15 protein-coding genes and 1 riboswitch are annotated in these 16,764 nt (G+C 43.5%); of the genes, 12 read left to right on the plus strand and 3 right to left on the minus strand.

Annotated elements, in window-relative coordinates; translation table 11 throughout:
* Positions 1 to 331 precede the first annotated feature (331 nt).
* The 9 genes from JKM87_RS04705 (at position 332) to tenA (JKM87_RS04750) (ending at position 10,115) form a co-directional block, all read left to right on the plus strand.
* Positions 332 to 1,456 (plus strand): N-acetyldiaminopimelate deacetylase, encoded by a 1,125-nt coding sequence (locus tag JKM87_RS04705; protein ID WP_202078470.1) that lies wholly within the window; start codon positions 332 to 334, stop codon positions 1,454 to 1,456.
* Positions 1,453 to 2,619, plus strand: coding sequence for an aminotransferase A (locus JKM87_RS04710; RefSeq protein ID WP_202078472.1), 1,167 nt, complete (start codon positions 1,453 to 1,455; stop codon positions 2,617 to 2,619). Before JKM87_RS04705 ends, JKM87_RS04710 begins: the two co-directional genes overlap by 4 nt.
* A 121-nt stretch (positions 2,620 to 2,740) precedes the next feature.
* Positions 2,741 to 3,685: a hypothetical protein gene (locus JKM87_RS04715; RefSeq protein WP_202078474.1), complete on the plus strand. Its 945-nt coding sequence runs from the start codon at positions 2,741 to 2,743 to the stop codon at positions 3,683 to 3,685.
* A gap of 194 nt (positions 3,686 to 3,879) precedes the next feature.
* Positions 3,880 to 3,981, plus strand: a riboswitch (TPP riboswitch).
* A 220-nt stretch (positions 3,982 to 4,201) separates the two neighbouring features.
* Complete coding sequence (locus JKM87_RS04720; protein WP_336885131.1) at positions 4,202 to 5,491, plus strand: acetylornithine deacetylase; 1,290 nt, start codon at positions 4,202 to 4,204, stop codon at positions 5,489 to 5,491.
* A gap of 28 nt (positions 5,492 to 5,519) precedes the next feature.
* On the plus strand, positions 5,520 to 6,212 hold the full coding sequence (gene tenA / locus JKM87_RS04725) for a thiaminase II (protein ID WP_202078908.1): 693 nt from the start codon (positions 5,520 to 5,522) through the stop codon (positions 6,210 to 6,212).
* 51 nt (positions 6,213 to 6,263) lie between these two features.
* Positions 6,264 to 6,851: an ECF transporter S component gene (locus JKM87_RS04730; RefSeq protein WP_202078476.1), complete on the plus strand. Its 588-nt coding sequence runs from the start codon at positions 6,264 to 6,266 to the stop codon at positions 6,849 to 6,851.
* Positions 6,852 to 6,898: 47 nt separating this feature from the next.
* Positions 6,899 to 8,569 carry an ABC transporter ATP-binding protein gene (locus tag JKM87_RS17845; RefSeq protein WP_236838592.1) on the plus strand — a complete coding sequence of 557 codons (1,671 nt, stop codon included), beginning with the start codon at positions 6,899 to 6,901 and terminating at the stop codon, positions 8,567 to 8,569.
* Positions 8,554 to 9,354: an energy-coupling factor transporter transmembrane component T family protein gene (locus JKM87_RS04745; RefSeq protein WP_202078478.1), complete on the plus strand. Its 801-nt coding sequence runs from the start codon at positions 8,554 to 8,556 to the stop codon at positions 9,352 to 9,354. The genes JKM87_RS17845 and JKM87_RS04745 overlap by 16 nt, the downstream gene beginning before the upstream one ends.
* A 77-nt stretch (positions 9,355 to 9,431) precedes the next feature.
* Entirely contained in the window at positions 9,432 to 10,115 is a 684-nt protein-coding gene (gene tenA / locus JKM87_RS04750) for a thiaminase II (RefSeq protein WP_202078480.1), read from the plus strand.
* A gap of 18 nt (positions 10,116 to 10,133) precedes the next feature.
* Here the strand turns inward: tenA (JKM87_RS04750) and uvsE are convergent, their stop codons facing one another.
* Positions 10,134 to 11,087, minus strand: a complete 954-nt coding sequence (uvsE, locus tag JKM87_RS04755) for a UV DNA damage repair endonuclease UvsE (protein ID WP_202078482.1) — start codon at positions 11,085 to 11,087, stop codon at positions 10,134 to 10,136.
* A 237-nt stretch (positions 11,088 to 11,324) separates the two neighbouring features.
* On the opposite strand from uvsE, the gene JKM87_RS04760 reads away from it, so the two are divergent.
* Both JKM87_RS04760 and JKM87_RS04765 read left to right on the plus strand, forming a co-directional pair.
* Complete coding sequence (locus tag JKM87_RS04760) at positions 11,325 to 11,690, plus strand: AbrB/MazE/SpoVT family DNA-binding domain-containing protein (RefSeq protein ID WP_202078484.1); 366 nt, start codon at positions 11,325 to 11,327, stop codon at positions 11,688 to 11,690.
* Positions 11,690 to 12,091: a type II toxin-antitoxin system death-on-curing family toxin gene (locus tag JKM87_RS04765; protein WP_202078486.1), complete on the plus strand. Its 402-nt coding sequence runs from the start codon at positions 11,690 to 11,692 to the stop codon at positions 12,089 to 12,091. The genes JKM87_RS04760 and JKM87_RS04765 overlap by 1 nt, the downstream gene beginning before the upstream one ends.
* A gap of 324 nt (positions 12,092 to 12,415) precedes the next feature.
* Here the strand turns inward: JKM87_RS04765 and JKM87_RS04770 are convergent, their stop codons facing one another.
* The gene (locus tag JKM87_RS04770; RefSeq protein ID WP_202078488.1) at positions 12,416 to 13,741 is read right to left on the minus strand and encodes a Na+/H+ antiporter family protein; all 1,326 of its coding nucleotides are present in this window, start codon (positions 13,739 to 13,741) and stop codon (positions 12,416 to 12,418) included.
* A 333-nt stretch (positions 13,742 to 14,074) separates the two neighbouring features.
* Here JKM87_RS04770 and JKM87_RS04775 point away from each other — a divergent pair, with 333 nt between their 5' ends.
* A complete protein-coding gene (locus tag JKM87_RS04775) occupies positions 14,075 to 15,142 on the plus strand; it encodes a D-alanine--D-alanine ligase (protein ID WP_202078490.1) in 1,068 nt (355 codons plus the stop codon).
* 165 nt (positions 15,143 to 15,307) lie between these two features.
* On the opposite strand, the gene JKM87_RS04780 is transcribed toward JKM87_RS04775, so the two are convergent.
* Positions 15,308 to 16,675 (minus strand): UDP-N-acetylmuramoyl-tripeptide--D-alanyl-D-alanine ligase, encoded by a 1,368-nt coding sequence (locus JKM87_RS04780; RefSeq protein ID WP_202078492.1) that lies wholly within the window; start codon positions 16,673 to 16,675, stop codon positions 15,308 to 15,310.
* Between the last annotated feature and the right edge of the window lie 89 nt (positions 16,676 to 16,764).

Below are 16,764 nucleotides of genomic sequence, written 5' to 3' on the forward strand. Positions count from 1 at the left end.
GCAACTGGTACCTAATGAAGCCAAAGTAGCATTCTTCCTTTAAACGAAGCCATGGTGGCCCTGCGTTCTTCCTATGAGCGAAGCTCGAGAAGAAAAGGAGGGCTACCATGGAAGGTGCTAGTAACGAGCTGAGCCAAGGCAGCCCTGTTCTTCCTATGGGCGAAGCATGAGAAGAAAAGAGTGTCTATAACAGATTTCAAAGTATTGAACCATGGTAGCCCCGCGTTCTTCCTATGGGCGAAGCTCGAGAAGAAAAGGAGGGCTACCATGGAAGGTGATAAGTAACGAAAGTAAGTAACGAAAGTAAGTAACGAAAGGAGGGGCCCAACACATGAACCCTTTCATTAAAATCAGACGAGACCTACACCAAATTCCTGAACCAGGATTCCAAGAACATAAAACCCAAGCCTATCTTTTAGAGTATATACACAAACTCCCCCAGGACCACATCGAATATACGACATGGAAAACAGGCATCTTAGTGCGAGTTAGAGGAAAAGCGCCAACTCAAACGATCGGTTATCGCGCAGACATGGACGGTTTGCCCATTCGGGAAGAGACAACTTATGATTTTCCTTCCCAGCATCAAGGGATGATGCATGCCTGTGGTCATGATTTGCACATGTCAATTGCACTCGGTGTTCTCACACATTTTGCCTCAAACCCTGTTGATGACCACCTCCTCTTTATTTTTCAGCCGGCGGAAGAAGGACCTGGTGGTGCGGAACCGATGTTGTCCAGCGAAGAGTTTAGAATTTGGAAGCCCAACATAATATTTGCCTTACACATTGCACCTGAGCTACCCGTCGGTACGATTGCGACCAAGGAAGGCATTTTATTTGCCAACACGTCCGAGTTGTTTATCGATTTGCACGGGCGGGGAGGACATGCAGCTTACCCCCATTTAACGAACGATATGGTGGTGGCGGCCAGCCATCTTGTGACTCAGCTACAAACGATTGTGTCCCGCAACGTCGACCCTTTAGATTCAGCCGTGGTGACAATTGGTACGATAGAGGGTGGAACAAAACAGAACATTATTGCCGAACATGCTCGGATCGAAGGGACCATTCGCACGTTATCGATGGAAGCGATGCAAAAGGTGAAACAGCGTATTGAAACAATCGTTCATGGGCATCAACTATCTTTTCACTGTCAAATGAACATCGATTATGGCGCAAATTATTGCCAAGTATATAACGATACAACGTTATCTCGGGAGTTTATAAAATGGGCGCAGGAGCAATCTAACGTCAAGCTGATTGAGTGTAGAGAAGCTATGACAGGTGAAGATTTTGGTTACTTTCTAAAAGAGATTCCGGGCTTTATGTTCTGGCTAGGGGTTGAAACACCGTTTGGTTTACACCATGCCAAATTAGAACCTCAAGAGGAAGCGATAGACGTAGCAATTAACACGATCACTGAGTATCTACAATGGAAAGGGACATCAACATGAATCGTTTAGAACAATTAATAAACGAAAATGTACAAGGGATACAGATCTCAGGCATTCGGCAATTTTTTAATAAAGTGGCTGCATACCCAGATGCTGTTCAGCTGACGATTGGTCAGCCAGACTTTCCAACGCCTGAGCATGTCAAAGAAGCGGGCAAAAAAGCGATAGATCATAATCACACTACCTATACACCTAACGCAGGTCTACTGTCCTTAAGGGAAGCGGCAGCACAATTTATGCGTCATAGATACGACCTTCATTACGATGCTAACACGGAGGTCATTGCCACTATTGGGGCCAGTCAGGCTATTGATATCACCTTTAGAACGATTTTAGAACCAGGGGCAGAAGTGATTCTACCGGCTCCTGTGTATCCAGGTTATGAACCGATTATTCACTTATGTGGGGCTACTCCTGTTTTTGTCGATACATCAGCCACAGACTTTAAAATCACAGCAGAGCAAATCAAAACGCATTTAACAGAAAAGACGAGAGCCATTGTCTTACCATACCCGTCTAACCCGACTGGGTGTACGCTCGACCGGGATGAAATGAGCGCGATTGTCGAGGTCCTACGTGATAAGGATTTATTCATTCTCTCAGACGAAATATATTCAGAACTGATATATGACCAGTCCCATGTGTCTATCGCCCAATATCCAGAATTACGGGACAAAACCATCGTAATTAACGGCTTGTCTAAGTCACATGCAATGACCGGTTGGCGTATGGGTTTTGCATTTGCACCGGCATTTCTAGCCAAGCATATGCTTAAGGTTCACCAGTATAATGTCAGCTGTACGAGTTCAATCAGTCAACATGCAGCGATTGAGGCGCTAACCGTGGGAGAACGAGATGCAGAGGAAATGAAACGTGTATATGCACGCAGACGAGATTATATGATCAAGCGACTAGAGGATATGGGCATCGACTTTGTCAAACCGAGTGGTGCGTTCTATATATTCCCCTCTATTAAAAAGTGGCAGAGACCATCTTTTGATTTCGCCTCACAATTACTAGAAGAGCAGAAACTCGCCATCGTACCAGGCAGCGCTTTTTCAAATTACGGGGAAGGCTATGTCCGTATATCGTATGCTTATCATGATGACATTTTAGAAGAGGGTGCTGATCGATTACAACGTTTCCTCCATTCGCTATCTTAGGCGGAACGATAGAGATCATATCGGGGCTAAGGACCTATTATGATCAAGCACACGGAATATACCCCTGAAACTTGGCACGTGATGTATCGTACTATTAAGAATAGGAAAGGAGGAAGCACTCATGTTGGCAGATCTGAATGAACGGTTAGAAACGGTCGTAGATCAGAAAAGACAAAAAGCAAAATGGACGGCAATGTATCGGGAACTAGAAGCGCAATTGAAGGAAGAAGAGCAGAAGGAAAAGCGCCTAGGACATCTCTTGGAAAAAGAAGAGGAAGATGTTAAAAAGCTAGAAGGGTTGTCGGTGTCTAACTTCCTTTACACGGTGATTGGAAAAAAGTTAGAGCGTCTAGAAAAAGAAAGACAAGAGGCGGTGGCCGCAAAATTAAAGTATGATGAAGCCGTACATACGGTGGAAGATATGAAATCAGAAATGATTGAACTCTCATCTTTACTGGCCCCACTTCATCATGTCGATCAAACATACGAGACACTATTACAGGAAAAAGAGGCGCTGATTAAGGATACAGCCACGGTTTGGTCGGAAGAATTATTTGCACTTTCAGAGAAAAAGGCAGAGTTGAGCTCTGAATTAAAGGAATATGATGAAGCGATTCAAGCGGGACAATCTGCCCTATCGAAGCTCTCGCATGTGATAGAATCTCTGGATAAAGCGAAGGGATGGTCGACCTTTGATCTATTCGGCGGGGGATTAATCTCTACAGCGATAAAGCATGATCATCTCGATACGGCGAAGGGTGAAATACACAGCGCACAAAATGCCCTAAGAAAATTTGAGTCCGAGCTCAAGGACATCCAAAGACAGTTTGGGCATGTACATATTGACATTGGTGAATTTTTATCATTTGCCGATTACTTTTTCGACGGTTTTATTGTGGATTGGACGGTGCACGGAAAAATAAATGATTCCCTTGAACAAGCAGAACAGGTCTATCACCAAGTAGACGATGTGGTAAGAGAGATTAATAAAGAGCGTGAAAAAATACACCGTGAACGTGAGCAAACGGAACATCGTAGAATTGATACTATAAAAAAGGCGCAATAATATTTTATTAAAAATACGGGATAGGTAAAAATGACGTCTATCTCCGGCTCCTTCAGATGTCATATATGAATGGTGTATCGCTTTACAACTTGCACATTTTCACCTTTTATGATAAATATGTATTAAGCTTGATTTATCTAACATGCGATTTAGAAGCGACGTCTATAAGAATTAAAAACAGACAACAACATACGTTTTACCGCTAGGGGTGCTCTTTGTAGCTGAGAGAGGCGTTGGCCTTAACCCTTGAACCTGATCTAGATCATACTAGCGTAGGGAAGTGGTGGTCGAACCGGTAGTTGTTTATCCCAAATGAGCCAAGTGGTTCAAGTGTAAGTGTATAACTAAAAGAAACTTGAACACTTTTACTGGCATTATTGGGATATCATCGACGGAGTGACGTCTATACATTAGAAGTTAACCACTTTCCTTTTACGGAAGGTGGTTTTTTATATGTTTGAAACGTTTAGGGTCAGATTAGAGGGAGGTCGACCGGAAAGGAGGCAATAAGTCAAAGTGTCAATACAAATTAAACAGCAAACGTTAGACCACTTAATGCAGCAGGTGGACACACGGAAGGACGAACTTATCGAGTTACTGAAAACACTCATCACCTTTGAGACACCTAGTCCGCCTGCAAGAAACACTTCAGAAGCGCAAAGGTTTATCGCTCAGTATCTCAGAGATATGGACTTTGAGACCGATATGTGGGAGGTATATCCTGGAGACCCAAATGTGGTGGGGGTTAAGAAGGGCATACACTCACAGACGTATCACAGCTTAATCATCAATGGACATATTGACGTGGCCGAAGTGGATGATGAAGGGTGGACGTCCTCCCCTTTTGAGCCGTTGGTGAAGGATGGCAGAATTTACGGCAGAGGATCAGCTGATATGAAGGGGGGCATGGCTGGCGTCCTTTTTGCGCTAAAGCTACTAGAACAGAACGGTATTCAATTGCCAGGCGATGTCATACTGCAATCAGTTATAGGAGAAGAGGTTGGAGAAGCGGGGACGCTTGAGTGTTGTCGCAAGGGCTATGGTGCTGATTTTGCAATCGTGGTCGATACGAGTGATTTGAACATTCACGGTCAAGGGGGTGTCATAACCGGGTGGATCACTATTAAGAGTCCAACTACCTTTCACGACGGCACACGGCGTCACATGATACATGCTGGTGGTGGCCTTTTTGGGGCTAGTGCGATTGAAAAAATGGCAAAGATCATTCAAGGCTTACAAGAACTGGAGCGTCACTGGGCGGTGACAAAATCTTATCCCGGTTTTCCTCACGGTACGAATACAATTAATCCCGCTGTCATAGAAGGTGGACGCCACCCGGCCTTTATTGCAGATGAATGTAAGCTGTGGGTGACGGTACACTTTTACCCGGATGAGTCACACCAGCAGGTTGCACAGGAAGTAGAAGACTATATACGGCAAGTCGCCGCAGCAGATCCCTGGCTCAGGGAGCATCCACCTACGTTTGAGTGGGGGGGAACCTCTATGATTGAAGACAAAGGTGAAATTTTTCCGTCATTGGACATCGACATCGAACATCCCGGTGTGCAATCACTCATGTCTGCCCATCAGTCAGTTGTAGGAGAAGCACCAAAGGTTGGCATGTCAACGTCAGTTACGGATGGAGGATGGCTGGGAGAAGCCGGTATACCAACGGTTATCTATGGCCCTGGAGAGATGCGTGAAGCACACTCTGTTAACGAAAGTTTAAGCATTGCGCAACTGATCCACTTTACCAAGGTCATGGTTCAAACGATCTACACCTGGAGCCACCAGAAAAAAACATAGATACATAATGAAAGGGGATAAATGTGTGATGACATTTACAGATCGCTTACATCAAAAAGTTCACCCCATATGGGAAGCGAATCATCAACATCCGTTTGTGCAAGAGATAGGTGAGGGCACTTTAGATGTAAAGAAGTTCAGATACTTTATGATTCAAGACTATTTATATCTTAAAGACTTTGCCAAGCTATTTGCCTTAGGGGCGGTTAAGGCTGACGATGTGCGCACCATGGGGGAGTTTGCCAAATTGCTAGACGCTACGCTCAATGTAGAGATGGATGTTCACCGTCAATATGCCAAAAAGTTTGATATTACCGCTGAGGAATTAGAGGAAGCAGAGCCGGCAGCGGTGACGCTTGCTTACTCTCATTACATGCTTCAAGTCGCACAAAACGGGACCCTACCTGAACTGATTTGTGCTCTTTTACCCTGTATGTGGAGTTACTCTGAAATAGGGAAAGCGTTAAGTGAGATCCCTGGTGCGAGTGAGCATGAGTTCTATGGCGAATGGGTCCAAATGTATGCCTCTGAAGAGTTTGGTCAACTAGCGAATTGGCTTATTGATGAGCTTAATCTTCTAACTGAAGGGAAGCCTGAGCAAGAGTTGGCCCACTTAGAGAATATATTCGTGCGCACGAGTAAGTTTGAGTACATGTTCTGGGATATGGCGTATCAAGAACAAACATGGCCTGTGTCTAACGAAGGGCTTGTCACAAAATAAAAATGGAACGTGTTTTACGCGTCGGCTAGGACACGGGAAGGAGTTATGACAATGAAAAAAAGATTAACACTCACAGATATCCTGGTCACCATTGTTATCTCTGTGGTTTTTGCTATTATTTATAAGCTTTGGGGGCCCGTTTCAGATTTAGTGTCTCCCCTCGGTTTACACTTCGATGAACTGATATACGGTATGTGGTTTATTGCAGCTACGGTAGCATTTCTAATCATACGCAAACCGGGGGTGGCCCTTCTAGCCGAAACGGCGGCTGCTTCTGGGGAATATATTGTAGGTTCTCAGTACGGCCTAGAAGTCTTACTGTACGGTGTATTGCAGGGGCTTGGGGCAGAAATTATTTTCGCGCTATTCCTTTACCGCTCGTTCAGCATATTTACTGCATCGCTCGCAGCGTTAGGGGCCACAGCAGGGTCCTTCGTCATGGATGTCCTGAGGGGCTATATTACAGATCTCGAGCCTTGGAATCTTGTGCTATTAGTCACTGCCCGAAGTGTCGGTGCGATTGTTATTGCGGGAGTGTTTGCATACTATCTGGTGAAGGCAATAGAAAAGACAGGGGTCACCGACTCGCTGCGTCCAGTGTCATCTCAAGATTATAAGGCGCTCGATGAAGATTTGTAAAATGGCCATGGCAGGCGAAGGATGACATATAAAAGGGTGAATCTAACATGTCTCAAGTAATAACAGAAGTACAACAATTGCGTTTGAAATTTCCTGGGCAATCACAGCTGTTGTTTAAAGATATGACGCTCTCAGTTGAAAAAGGAGAAAAGGTTTTACTTCTGGGACCAAGTGGATGTGGAAAGTCAACCGTCTTACAAGTGCTATCAGGATTAATTCCACACACCATTGAAGTCCCCTTCAAAGCAAATAAGATAGAGACGCCTCAATCGTGGGGTTATGTGTTTCAAGACCCTGATACGCAGTTCTGTATGCCCTATGTTGATGAAGAAATTGCTTTTGTCTTAGAAAATCTCAACGTCCCTCATGAGAAAATGGAGGGTTATATCTCACATTATATACACAAGGTTGGGCTCCAATTAGGCGATCTCCATACAGGAATTCAAACCTTGTCCCAAGGTATGAAGCAGCGTTTGGCCCTGGCATCGGTACTTGCTTTAGAGCCTGAGGTTCTCTTTTTAGATGAGCCTACGGCTTTGTTGGATCCAGACGGTACGAAACAGATTTGGGAGACATTGAAAAGTGTCACAGAAGATAAGACCGTGATTATTGTAGAACATAAAATCGATCATATTATGGGTTATGTCGATCGTGTGATTCTCTTTAATAATCAGGGGGAAATATTGGCGAACGATCGACCTGACACTATTTTTGAACAATACAGAGACGCATTGGATACGTACGGGATATGGCACCCTGCTGTATGGGATCATTTTAAGGCCGCATCTTTAGATAAAGGGGCTCCGCTCTTGGGTGCAACCTTAGATGAGACGGAGGATGGGGAATCAAGCTTTGTAGAAGAGCCAGATCTACGTCGTACCAATCGAGGTAAAAAGACACGTGATACTATGTCAAGTCTTGGATTTGATCAACATGACACAACTCAAGTAGAAATCTCACATTTAACAGGCTTTCGAGGGAAACACCCCAAAATCAAGATACCAGAAGTTGATATACAAGGTAAAGAATGGATCTGTGTCGTCGGCGAAAATGGGGCGGGTAAAAGCACGTTGTTGCACGCCCTCATGCAACTGATTCGAACAGAAGGAACATACCGCTTGAACGGTCAAGACATCTCCCAATATCCTAATTTAGCTACTGAATACGCTTTTGTATTTCAAAACCCAGAATTTCAGTTTGTGACGAATACCGTCTACGATGAGATGGCTTATGGGCTACGCCAAGAGAAACAGGCGGAAGAACAGATCGATCAGACCGTGCAGGCATTTCTTCGTTTTTTCTCACTTGAGGGTAAAGAGAAACAGCACCCATATCAATTATCAATGGGACAGAAACGTCGCTTAAGCGTCGCTTCTGCTCTCGTTCAAAATCAAGGTGTGCTCCTATTAGATGAACCGACTTTTGGTCAGGATGCCAAAAATACGTTTAATATGTTAGCGCAATTTGAGACACTACGACATCAAGGAAAGACGATCATCATGGTGACTCACGATGAGCATATAATAGAGCACTTTGCTACTCGTTTGTGGGAAGTAAAAGACGGAGTCCTTGTATTAGACCAAGTTCTCAATCCAGATGAACAGCGACACCAAGAGGAAGAAAAAGAACATAAGGAAAACAAACAGTATGGGGAAACGAAAGCGAAAGTGAGTGAACAAAATGAGGTGGAGGGAAGTACGGGATGTCTATCGACTTAAGCTATCAAGAAACATGGATGCATAAAGCTAACCCTAGCTTAAAACTGGTGCTGTTCCTTATCCTCATGGTGACATTACTATTTATCCACCGTTTGGACTATTTAATATACTTTACGGTATTCCCTTTAGCTTTACTCTTTTTATTCACAGGCCACCCTATAAAAAGGGTCTTACTGTTCTCCATTCCATTTGTCCTACTGTTTATCTCCACGTCGACCTCTATGATTTTCTTTGGCAAAGGAGATACAACATGGTTTCATTGGGGACTCGTGCACATTACAGAAGAGAGTTTCTACCGAGGGATACACTTAGGATTTCGTGCTCTAAACTATGCCATAATAGGTTTGGTTTTCGCCTTAACCACTAGACCGGTCAATCTCTTCTATTCACTCATGCAACAGATGAAGTTAGCCCCTCGGTATGCGTATAGTTTCATGGCCGCTGTACGTCTGTTACCCATCGCCTTCGAAGAATTTCAAACGTTACGTTACGCGTATAAGGTACGAGGGGTGCAACATGAGAAGGGCTTGAAAGGGATGTATGAGAAGCTGAAGTTTTACGCTATCCCACTCCTTGCCCAAAGCATACGACGAGCTCAAAGAATCGCTTTGGCTATGGAAGCCAAACAGTTCACTAACGGCAGACGTACCCATTATTATCGTATCGGTTTTAGCAGACATGATCTCACATTAGTGCTATGCGTTATGATGAGTATTTTGTCAGCCTACTTATTCAGTCAATATTTACCCTATACAGGGGTTGAAGACGTCAGGTACTACGATTAAATCCCAATTTGAATAGAGAAAAAACCACACCATTTGAAATATTAAGGACAATTTGAAATATTAAAGGAGGAAGACATATGACATTTACACAGAAAATAAGGCAGGATGCAGACCCTATCTGGCAGGCGAGCTTTGACCATCCCTTCGTTAAGGGAATTGGAGACGGGGGATTACCACTCGATCGTTTTCGTTTTTATGTCCTTCAGGACTCATACTATCTCAGTCAATTTGCACGCGTTCAAGCCCTCGGTGCAGCGAAGACAGATGATTTTTACATCACTAAGAGAATGGCCGTTCATGTTCAAGGGACGTACGAAGCTGAGCACGCCTTACATGATACATTTATGAAGAAACTCGATATCACTAAAGAAGAAATCAAACAGTTCAAACCTGCACCAACCGCGTATGCCTATACGTCGCATCTTATGAGAGCAGGATATAACGGACACTTGGGCGATATCATCGCCGCGCTATTACCTTGCTATTGGTTGTATTATGAAATCGGAGAAAAATTACAAGGGGCCACACCACAAGAACCGATTTATCAAGAATGGATTGCGGCTTACGGAGGAGACTGGTTCCGTGAACTTGTTGAGGAGCAAATCAACAATTTAGACACAATTGCCGAACAAGTCACGCAAGCTGAACGCGATCGAATGCAGGAACACTTCATGATTAGTAGTCAGTATGAGTATGCCTTCTGGGATATGGCTTATAAAAAAGAGCAATGGCCTGTCAATGTGGGCATAACGGTATCATAACGATCGTTCTTTAATAAATTATACTTCTATCATGCCACCATCAAGTCGGCGGAAATGACGCAAGGATGCTAATTCCTCCACAAACTTGAGGGTGGCTTGATCTTTCGATTTGGCTTCAATCATGATGTCTGCGTCACGTCCAAAGGCAACCAAATCCTTGATAAACGGGAGAGCAAAAGTGAGATCAACATCTTCGGCGTGTGATCGATACTCTTTCTCAGATTTGGGTGAGGATAAATGGAATTTAGGCCTGTCATGAAAGCCTTCCCAAGAGTCGTAAATACGAGGCAGAAGATCTTCCACTTCCTCTTGGCCTGGATTTGCCCAGTGGTGGTGATAATCAAAAACAATCGGAAAACCGTGTCGTTCGCAAATGTCCAGCGTCTCTAACGCCGTGTAAGTTTTATCATCGTTCTCAAGGGTTATTTGCCGTCTGATAGTCTCATCAAGCTTCACAATGTTCTCATCAAACCTTGACACAGCCAGAGCCTTATCCCCATACACCCCACCCACGTGGATGTTAATATTCCCTTCCTTATGTAATCCCATCGCTTCAAGCATGTCATAATGATAAGTCATATCGCTAATGGCATTCTCTGTGATGTGTGGTTTATCACTTGTAAATACTGTAAACTGATTGGGATGAAAACTCACACGTAAACCAAATTGGCGTACAACGTCGCCAATCTCTTTAAAAAGATGTCCAAAAGGCGTGAGATAATCCCACCGAGCTTCAGGATGTGTGGCCAACGGAACGAGAGAAGAAGACATACGATAGACGTCAATACCATGAGCAATATTATAGTACAAAGCTCTGAGCGTACTCTTCAGATTTTTCTCCGTAGCTAAATATAACTTTTCCTTTCGCGACTCGTGATCAAGCTTTTTCCACTGCGTAAAAGTCAACGTCCGCGAAGGAGACGCTTCCCATAAGGATAAAGCCCTCGACACATACCCAAAACGCAGAATCATGAAAGTCACCCCAGTTAGTCCTTCATTGATTAGAAATCACCATTAGCTTACTGTCAAAGTGTCAAAATTTATACGTTAAGAAACTTAAGTGTAGGAAAAACTCGTGAAGGATATGTTAGCCATTACTCAGTACGATGTTACTTTCCCCATCGATGAATGTCTGATATGACGATAATAGACGCCAGTTTGTGAACATATTATAATGGCAATAATAATATAATAGGGAGGATTCAAGAAATGACAGTCAATTACTCAAAAGGGCGTTTAACGAAAGGTAGAAGAAAAGCGATTGGTAAACGCCGGAGAGTGAGTGCAAGTCAAAGTAAAGGTGTGTCGGTGAAGCCCATGGAGAACAAAGCGATTAGGCGTAAAAACTTTCGGGTAGGAGCAAAAAGCGGTTTTACACTTCCTATCGATCTACTAGAGCGTAACGGGATTAAAGTGGGAGACCAAGTGGAAGTGACCGAGAAGGATGGTGAAATCAGCATCCGTAAAGTTAAACAAAAACCGCTATCAAAAGGCATTAGCCCAGATTTCTATGAGACTTTAGAGCGCAATTCCAAGCGTTATGACGAAGCGTTAAAAGGATTAGTGGAGAGGTAATGCGTTATGTCACCATTGAGGAAGTAATCACCATTAACAAATTTGTTATTAAAAATTATTCACCTAATGAACCTATTGGAGTTCAATCACAGGAGTTACTGGAATCGGCGGTGTACCGACCACAGCAAACGTTGTTTGAGCAAGATGCGTATCCGGATATATTTCAAAAGGCAGCTGCCTTATTTGAATCTTTAGTCAAAAACCACCCTTTTCTAAACGCAAATAAACGGACGGCTGTTCTAGCTATGACACAGTTCTTATCATATAATGGGTATGTTTTTAAAATGGCAACTCAAAAAGAGATAGAGGATTTTACAGTCGATGTCGCTAACAGAAATTTGTCGTTTGAGGAAATCACAGGTGTAATTAAGAGGTCATCTAAAAATGAGGATGAAAGGTGAATCATTCTAAAAGTAGGGTGGGTGGAATGCTTCACCTCATTGTGTCCCACCACCGTTATCCGTGGTACATGTGTTGGAGGTAAAGTTAGCAATCTTCCCAACGGTACAACCTTTGAGCGAAGCTCGAGTTGTGAAGTTTGGGGTAGCACCTCAAAGTATCGCAGTTTAAAAAAAGGTGCGCCTTAACGGAGCAACCTTTGAGTGAAGCTCGAGTTGCGATGTTTTGAAGAGCACCCCAAATCGTCTCAAATAAATGGTGCTCCTTAACGGAGCAACCTTTGAGTGAAGCTCGAGTTGCGGAGTTAGAGGAGCACCTTGTTGCACCTATAACACCATCGCCGCAATCAACCCGAAAATAATCAACGGTATATTATAATGGATAAACGTTGGCACACACGTGTCCCAGATATGATCATGCTGCTTATCAGCATTTAGACCCGCGGTCGGTCCCAGGGTACTATCAGATGCCGGGGAACCAGCATCACCAAGGGCACCCGCCGTGCCAATGAGGGCAATGATCGCCATGTGACTAAACCCTAATTCCATAGCAAACGGAACAAAAATGGTGGCTAAAATAGGAATCGTTGAGAATGAAGAGCCGATCCCGATCGTGACAAGCAAGCCAATGAGAAGCATGAGCAATGCAGCAAGGAATTGATTGTGACCGACGAGCTGTACACCATGCTGCACAAGTGCATCAATGTCCCCTGTTTCTCGCAACACCTCAGCAAAACCGGCTGCGGAAATCATTACAAATCCGATAAAGGTCATCATTTTCATCCCATTTGTCAGGACTTCATCAGATTCACGGAAACTAAATGCCCCGCTAAAGTATAACAACAGAATCCCACTTAAAGCGCCAAAGACCATTGAATCCGTATAGACCTGGGTGAACAGCGCCAGCATAATGGCTGCAAAGGCAAAACCAATAGAACGCCCCGTATAGGATTTTTCAGATTGTGATGCCTCATCGTTACCAAGCTTGGCTTCTTGGTACTGGCGTGGCTTGCGGTAAGTAACAAAAACAGCCACTAATAACCCTATTAGCATTCCTAACGCTGGAAGGACCATCGCACGAGGAACGAATGCCATATCAACACTGACCCCATTACCCCCTATATTACTGGCAATGATATCATGGAAGATCAACCCGTAACCGAAGGGTAACCACATGTAAGCCGTGACCAATCCAAATGTGAGAATACAAGCCACAACACGTCTATCTAATTCTAGTAGGTTAAGCACCTTAAGTAACGGCGGAACTAAAATCGGAATAAAAGCGATATGAACAGGAATCACGTTCTGAGAGAAACAAGCCATAATCAATAGAATAAGAAGCAATAAGACCTTTGTATACGTACTTTGTTTCGTTTCTCCTTCCCGCCCCACTAACTTCGTGCACATCTTAACAAAGAGTTGAGGAAGTCCAGTTTTGGATACGGCAAAAGCAAAAGCGCCCAACAGAGCATAACTCAGTGCAATATTGGCACTTGCGCCTAGTCCCGATGTGAACGTGTTTAACGTTTCGCTAAGCCCCAATCCTCCAAATAAACCTCCGACGACGGCACCGATAATGAGTGCAATCACAACATGTACACGAGCCAAACTTAAGCCTAGCATGACCACTACGGCCATTAATACTGCATTCATTAGTATCCTCTCCCATCGTAATCATATCGTTCATGACATGATGTTTTTCATATAAAACGTAATGACAACAAGATGTACAATTAAATGCTTTAGTTTGTTAAATTGCTAATGAGTCAAAGCAACAATAAATTTAACATAGCGCCATAGGACTGTCAATTGCAATATATGACAGTCAGTTACGTGAAGAAGAACTCATGGTATAATAGTAGGCATATACATAAAGTAAATCCCGTGTCTCACTAGCTAGACACTTTTTATTTTTCTATTTTTTCTAGGAAGAATAAAGCTGCAGCAGGAGGCGCGTATATACGTTATAAAAAGGAGAGGATCGCAGTGAGTGAGAAGTGCACCTTAGGTATGATTTATGGTGGAAAATCAAGTGAGCATGAAGTCTCTTTATTAACCGCTTTTTCTGTAATGGAAGCTGTCGATTACAATAAATACGATGTCTTACCTATATACATTCAACTGGACGGTACATGGGTGAGAGGACAACGTTACACTTCCAAGCCGTCTTCTTTACAGGAAGTGAGACTGAAAGCAGGGGAGACGGTGTCTTTATTTGACCTCAAACAGGATATAGATGTTGCTTTTCCTGTTATCCACGGTCCTTATGGTGAAGATGGGACGTTACAGGGGCTTCTTGAGATGATCGATGTGCCCTATGTCGGCTCAGGCGTTCTCGGGTCCTCGCTCGGGATGGATAAAGTGATGATGAAGCACATGTTTGCTCATTTTGACTTACCACAGTGTAAGTACTTGTCTTTCACGCGTCATGAGATCAAAACAAATGAAGCACAAGTCACCAATGAAGTGGAGGAAACATTAGGATTTCCTTGTTTCGTCAAACCTGTTAACCTAGGTTCAAGTGTGGGAATATCCAAGGCCAAAGACAAAACGGCATTAGTGAAAGCTTTACAAGAGGCAGCGAAGTATGATCGCAAAGTGATTGTCGAGGAAATGCTAGTCGGACGTGAAGTAGAGGTTGGCCTACTTGGGAACGATGAACCGCTGACATCTGTGGTGGGTGAGATCCGTTCTGTTAATGAGTTTTATGATTACTCAGCGAAATATAAAAATATCGGGACCGAGCTAGACATTCCCGCAGATCTTCCGGAAGATGTCGTCCAGCGGATTCAGAGCGTGGCTAAAAAAGCGTATCAGGTTTTAGAATGTTCCGGGCTGTCCCGAGCCGATTTCTTTTATAATGAAGACCAGGATCAGGTTTGGATTAACGAAGTGAATACGATGCCTGGTTTCACACCTTATAGTATGTATCCAATGCTCTTCAAATCGACTGGCATTTCTTATCCTGAACTTATAGAGAAACTGATCTCGTTAGGTTTAGAACGATACGAGGAGCGGAAACAGAATCAGGTAGAAGCGGAAAGTCTAGAGTAAATAGAGAGCATGTTTTATTAAACAAAACTACGAAGGAGCGTTCACCTGACAAAGGCAATGCTCCTTCGTTTTGGATGGAGGGTATAGGATGGAGGGAAAAGGAAAAACGGTCAAATCGCTAAGGTCTTTATGTGCGCTGTATGACTCACATTCAAACCAACCTCATTAACCTTCAGTTTCCTCCGCTTTGACTTGATCGACGATAGCTTCAAGTTTCATTCCACGAGAGCCTTTAAAAAGGAGGGCATACTCTGGTGATAGATACGATTGAAGGCTATTGAGCGCTTCCTCTTTCGAATGAACATGTGTGCCTTGGCAGACGTCGGAGATATGTTTAGAAAGATCTCCAACCGTTATAACTTTGACATCATTATCCTTAATCGCGTGACCGACGTCAGCATGTAACTGTTCAGCGTTCTCACCTAACTCAAAGATATCACCTAGAACGACCACCTTTTGCCGGTCAGGATAAATGTTAGCGAACGTTTCAACGGATGCTTTCATAGACGTTGGACTCGCATTATAGGCGTCATTGATAAGGATGCTGCCGTTTTTCCCTTTGATCGTCTGGAATCGCATGTCAGAGATCGTTAATGTGAGCAATGCTTCCGTTATATCTTTTAACGTGTATCCGAGCTTATAAGCGACGTAGGCTGCAGGTAAAACGTTAGCCACATTGTAATGACCAAATGTTGGGATAAACGCTGCTATTGCTTTTTCGCCAATATGTAAGTGAAAGGAAGTACCATGCTCATGATAAGCAATGTTCGTTGCGTATATATCTGCTTTCTTTTCAATACTGTAATACACTTTATCTCCTTGATAGCGTTCAGCCTGAGAACAAACGTAAGAATCATCTAAGTTTAGCAAAGCGAATCCTTTTAGTGAGATATGAGGCAATAATTCACCTTTGGCTTCAGCAATTTTGTCCTTCGTACCAAAAAACTCAATATGAGCGTCGCCAATGTTAGTAAGCACACCAATATGAGGCTGGGCCAAATGAGCTAAAAAGTCAATTTCTCCGGCATGATTCATCCCTAGTTCAAGTACAGCAGCCTCATCTTGCTTACTGATGTCCAAAAGGGAGAGTGGGACGCCGAGATGATTATTATAATTCCCTTTTGTCTTAAAAACCTTTTTCTTATGGGACAGTACGTGTGCCATCATGTCCTTCGTGGTCGTTTTTCCGTTACTACCCGTGATAGCGACAACGGGAATATCTAAAGTGGCACGATATGCGGCAGCCAACTGTTGAAATGCTTTCTCTGTATCTGCCACACGAATGAGCCCTAAGGATTTCACCTCTTGCGGTTTTATCACATCTGTCGTTGATATGAGGGCCGCAGCGGCACCCTGGTCCGCAGCATCTTTTAAAAAGGTATGCCCGTCCCGAACCCCTGACGTTAACGCGATAAAAAGTCCGTCTGAACACAGTTTGCGTGTGTCGAAATGAACTGAACCGATCATTTGCGTATCATCGCCTTGCACAAGCTCGCCGTCCGTTATAGATAAAATTTCATTTATTGTAAACATTTTTGTCCCCTTTTCTTCACTTTTCTTTTATAATTAATATAACAGAACTTTTTTTCATATGATACTAAGGTAGAGAAGGAGATGCCATC

The organism is Caldalkalibacillus salinus, from assembly GCF_016745835.1.
GTDB lineage: Bacteria > Bacillota > Bacilli > Caldalkalibacillales > JCM-10596 > Caldalkalibacillus_A > Caldalkalibacillus_A salinus.

Bases quoted from the DNA above. Each gene is read 5' to 3' on its own strand.
- JKM87_RS04760 (WP_202078484.1), top strand. From the start codon at position 11,325: ATGACAGTCAATTACTCAAAAGGGCGTTTAACGAAAGGTAGAAGAAAA.
- JKM87_RS04730 (WP_202078476.1), top strand. From the start codon at position 6,264: ATGAAAAAAAGATTAACACTCACAGATATCCTGGTCACCATTGTTATC.
- uvsE (WP_202078482.1), bottom strand. From the start codon at position 11,087: ATGATTCTGCGTTTTGGGTATGTGTCGAGGGCTTTATCCTTATGGGAA.
- tenA (WP_202078480.1), top strand. From the start codon at position 9,432: ATGACATTTACACAGAAAATAAGGCAGGATGCAGACCCTATCTGGCAG.
- JKM87_RS17845 (WP_236838592.1), top strand. From the start codon at position 6,899: ATGTCTCAAGTAATAACAGAAGTACAACAATTGCGTTTGAAATTTCCT.
- JKM87_RS04765 (WP_202078486.1), top strand. From the start codon at position 11,690: ATGCGTTATGTCACCATTGAGGAAGTAATCACCATTAACAAATTTGTT.
- JKM87_RS04780 (WP_202078492.1), bottom strand. From the start codon at position 16,675: ATGTTTACAATAAATGAAATTTTATCTATAACGGACGGCGAGCTTGTG.
- JKM87_RS04710 (WP_202078472.1), top strand. From the start codon at position 1,453: ATGAATCGTTTAGAACAATTAATAAACGAAAATGTACAAGGGATACAG.
- tenA (WP_202078908.1), top strand. From the start codon at position 5,520: ATGACATTTACAGATCGCTTACATCAAAAAGTTCACCCCATATGGGAA.
- JKM87_RS04745 (WP_202078478.1), top strand. From the start codon at position 8,554: ATGTCTATCGACTTAAGCTATCAAGAAACATGGATGCATAAAGCTAAC.
- JKM87_RS04705 (WP_202078470.1), top strand. From the start codon at position 332: ATGAACCCTTTCATTAAAATCAGACGAGACCTACACCAAATTCCTGAA.
- JKM87_RS04715 (WP_202078474.1), top strand. From the start codon at position 2,741: ATGTTGGCAGATCTGAATGAACGGTTAGAAACGGTCGTAGATCAGAAA.
- JKM87_RS04770 (WP_202078488.1), bottom strand. From the start codon at position 13,741: ATGAATGCAGTATTAATGGCCGTAGTGGTCATGCTAGGCTTAAGTTTG.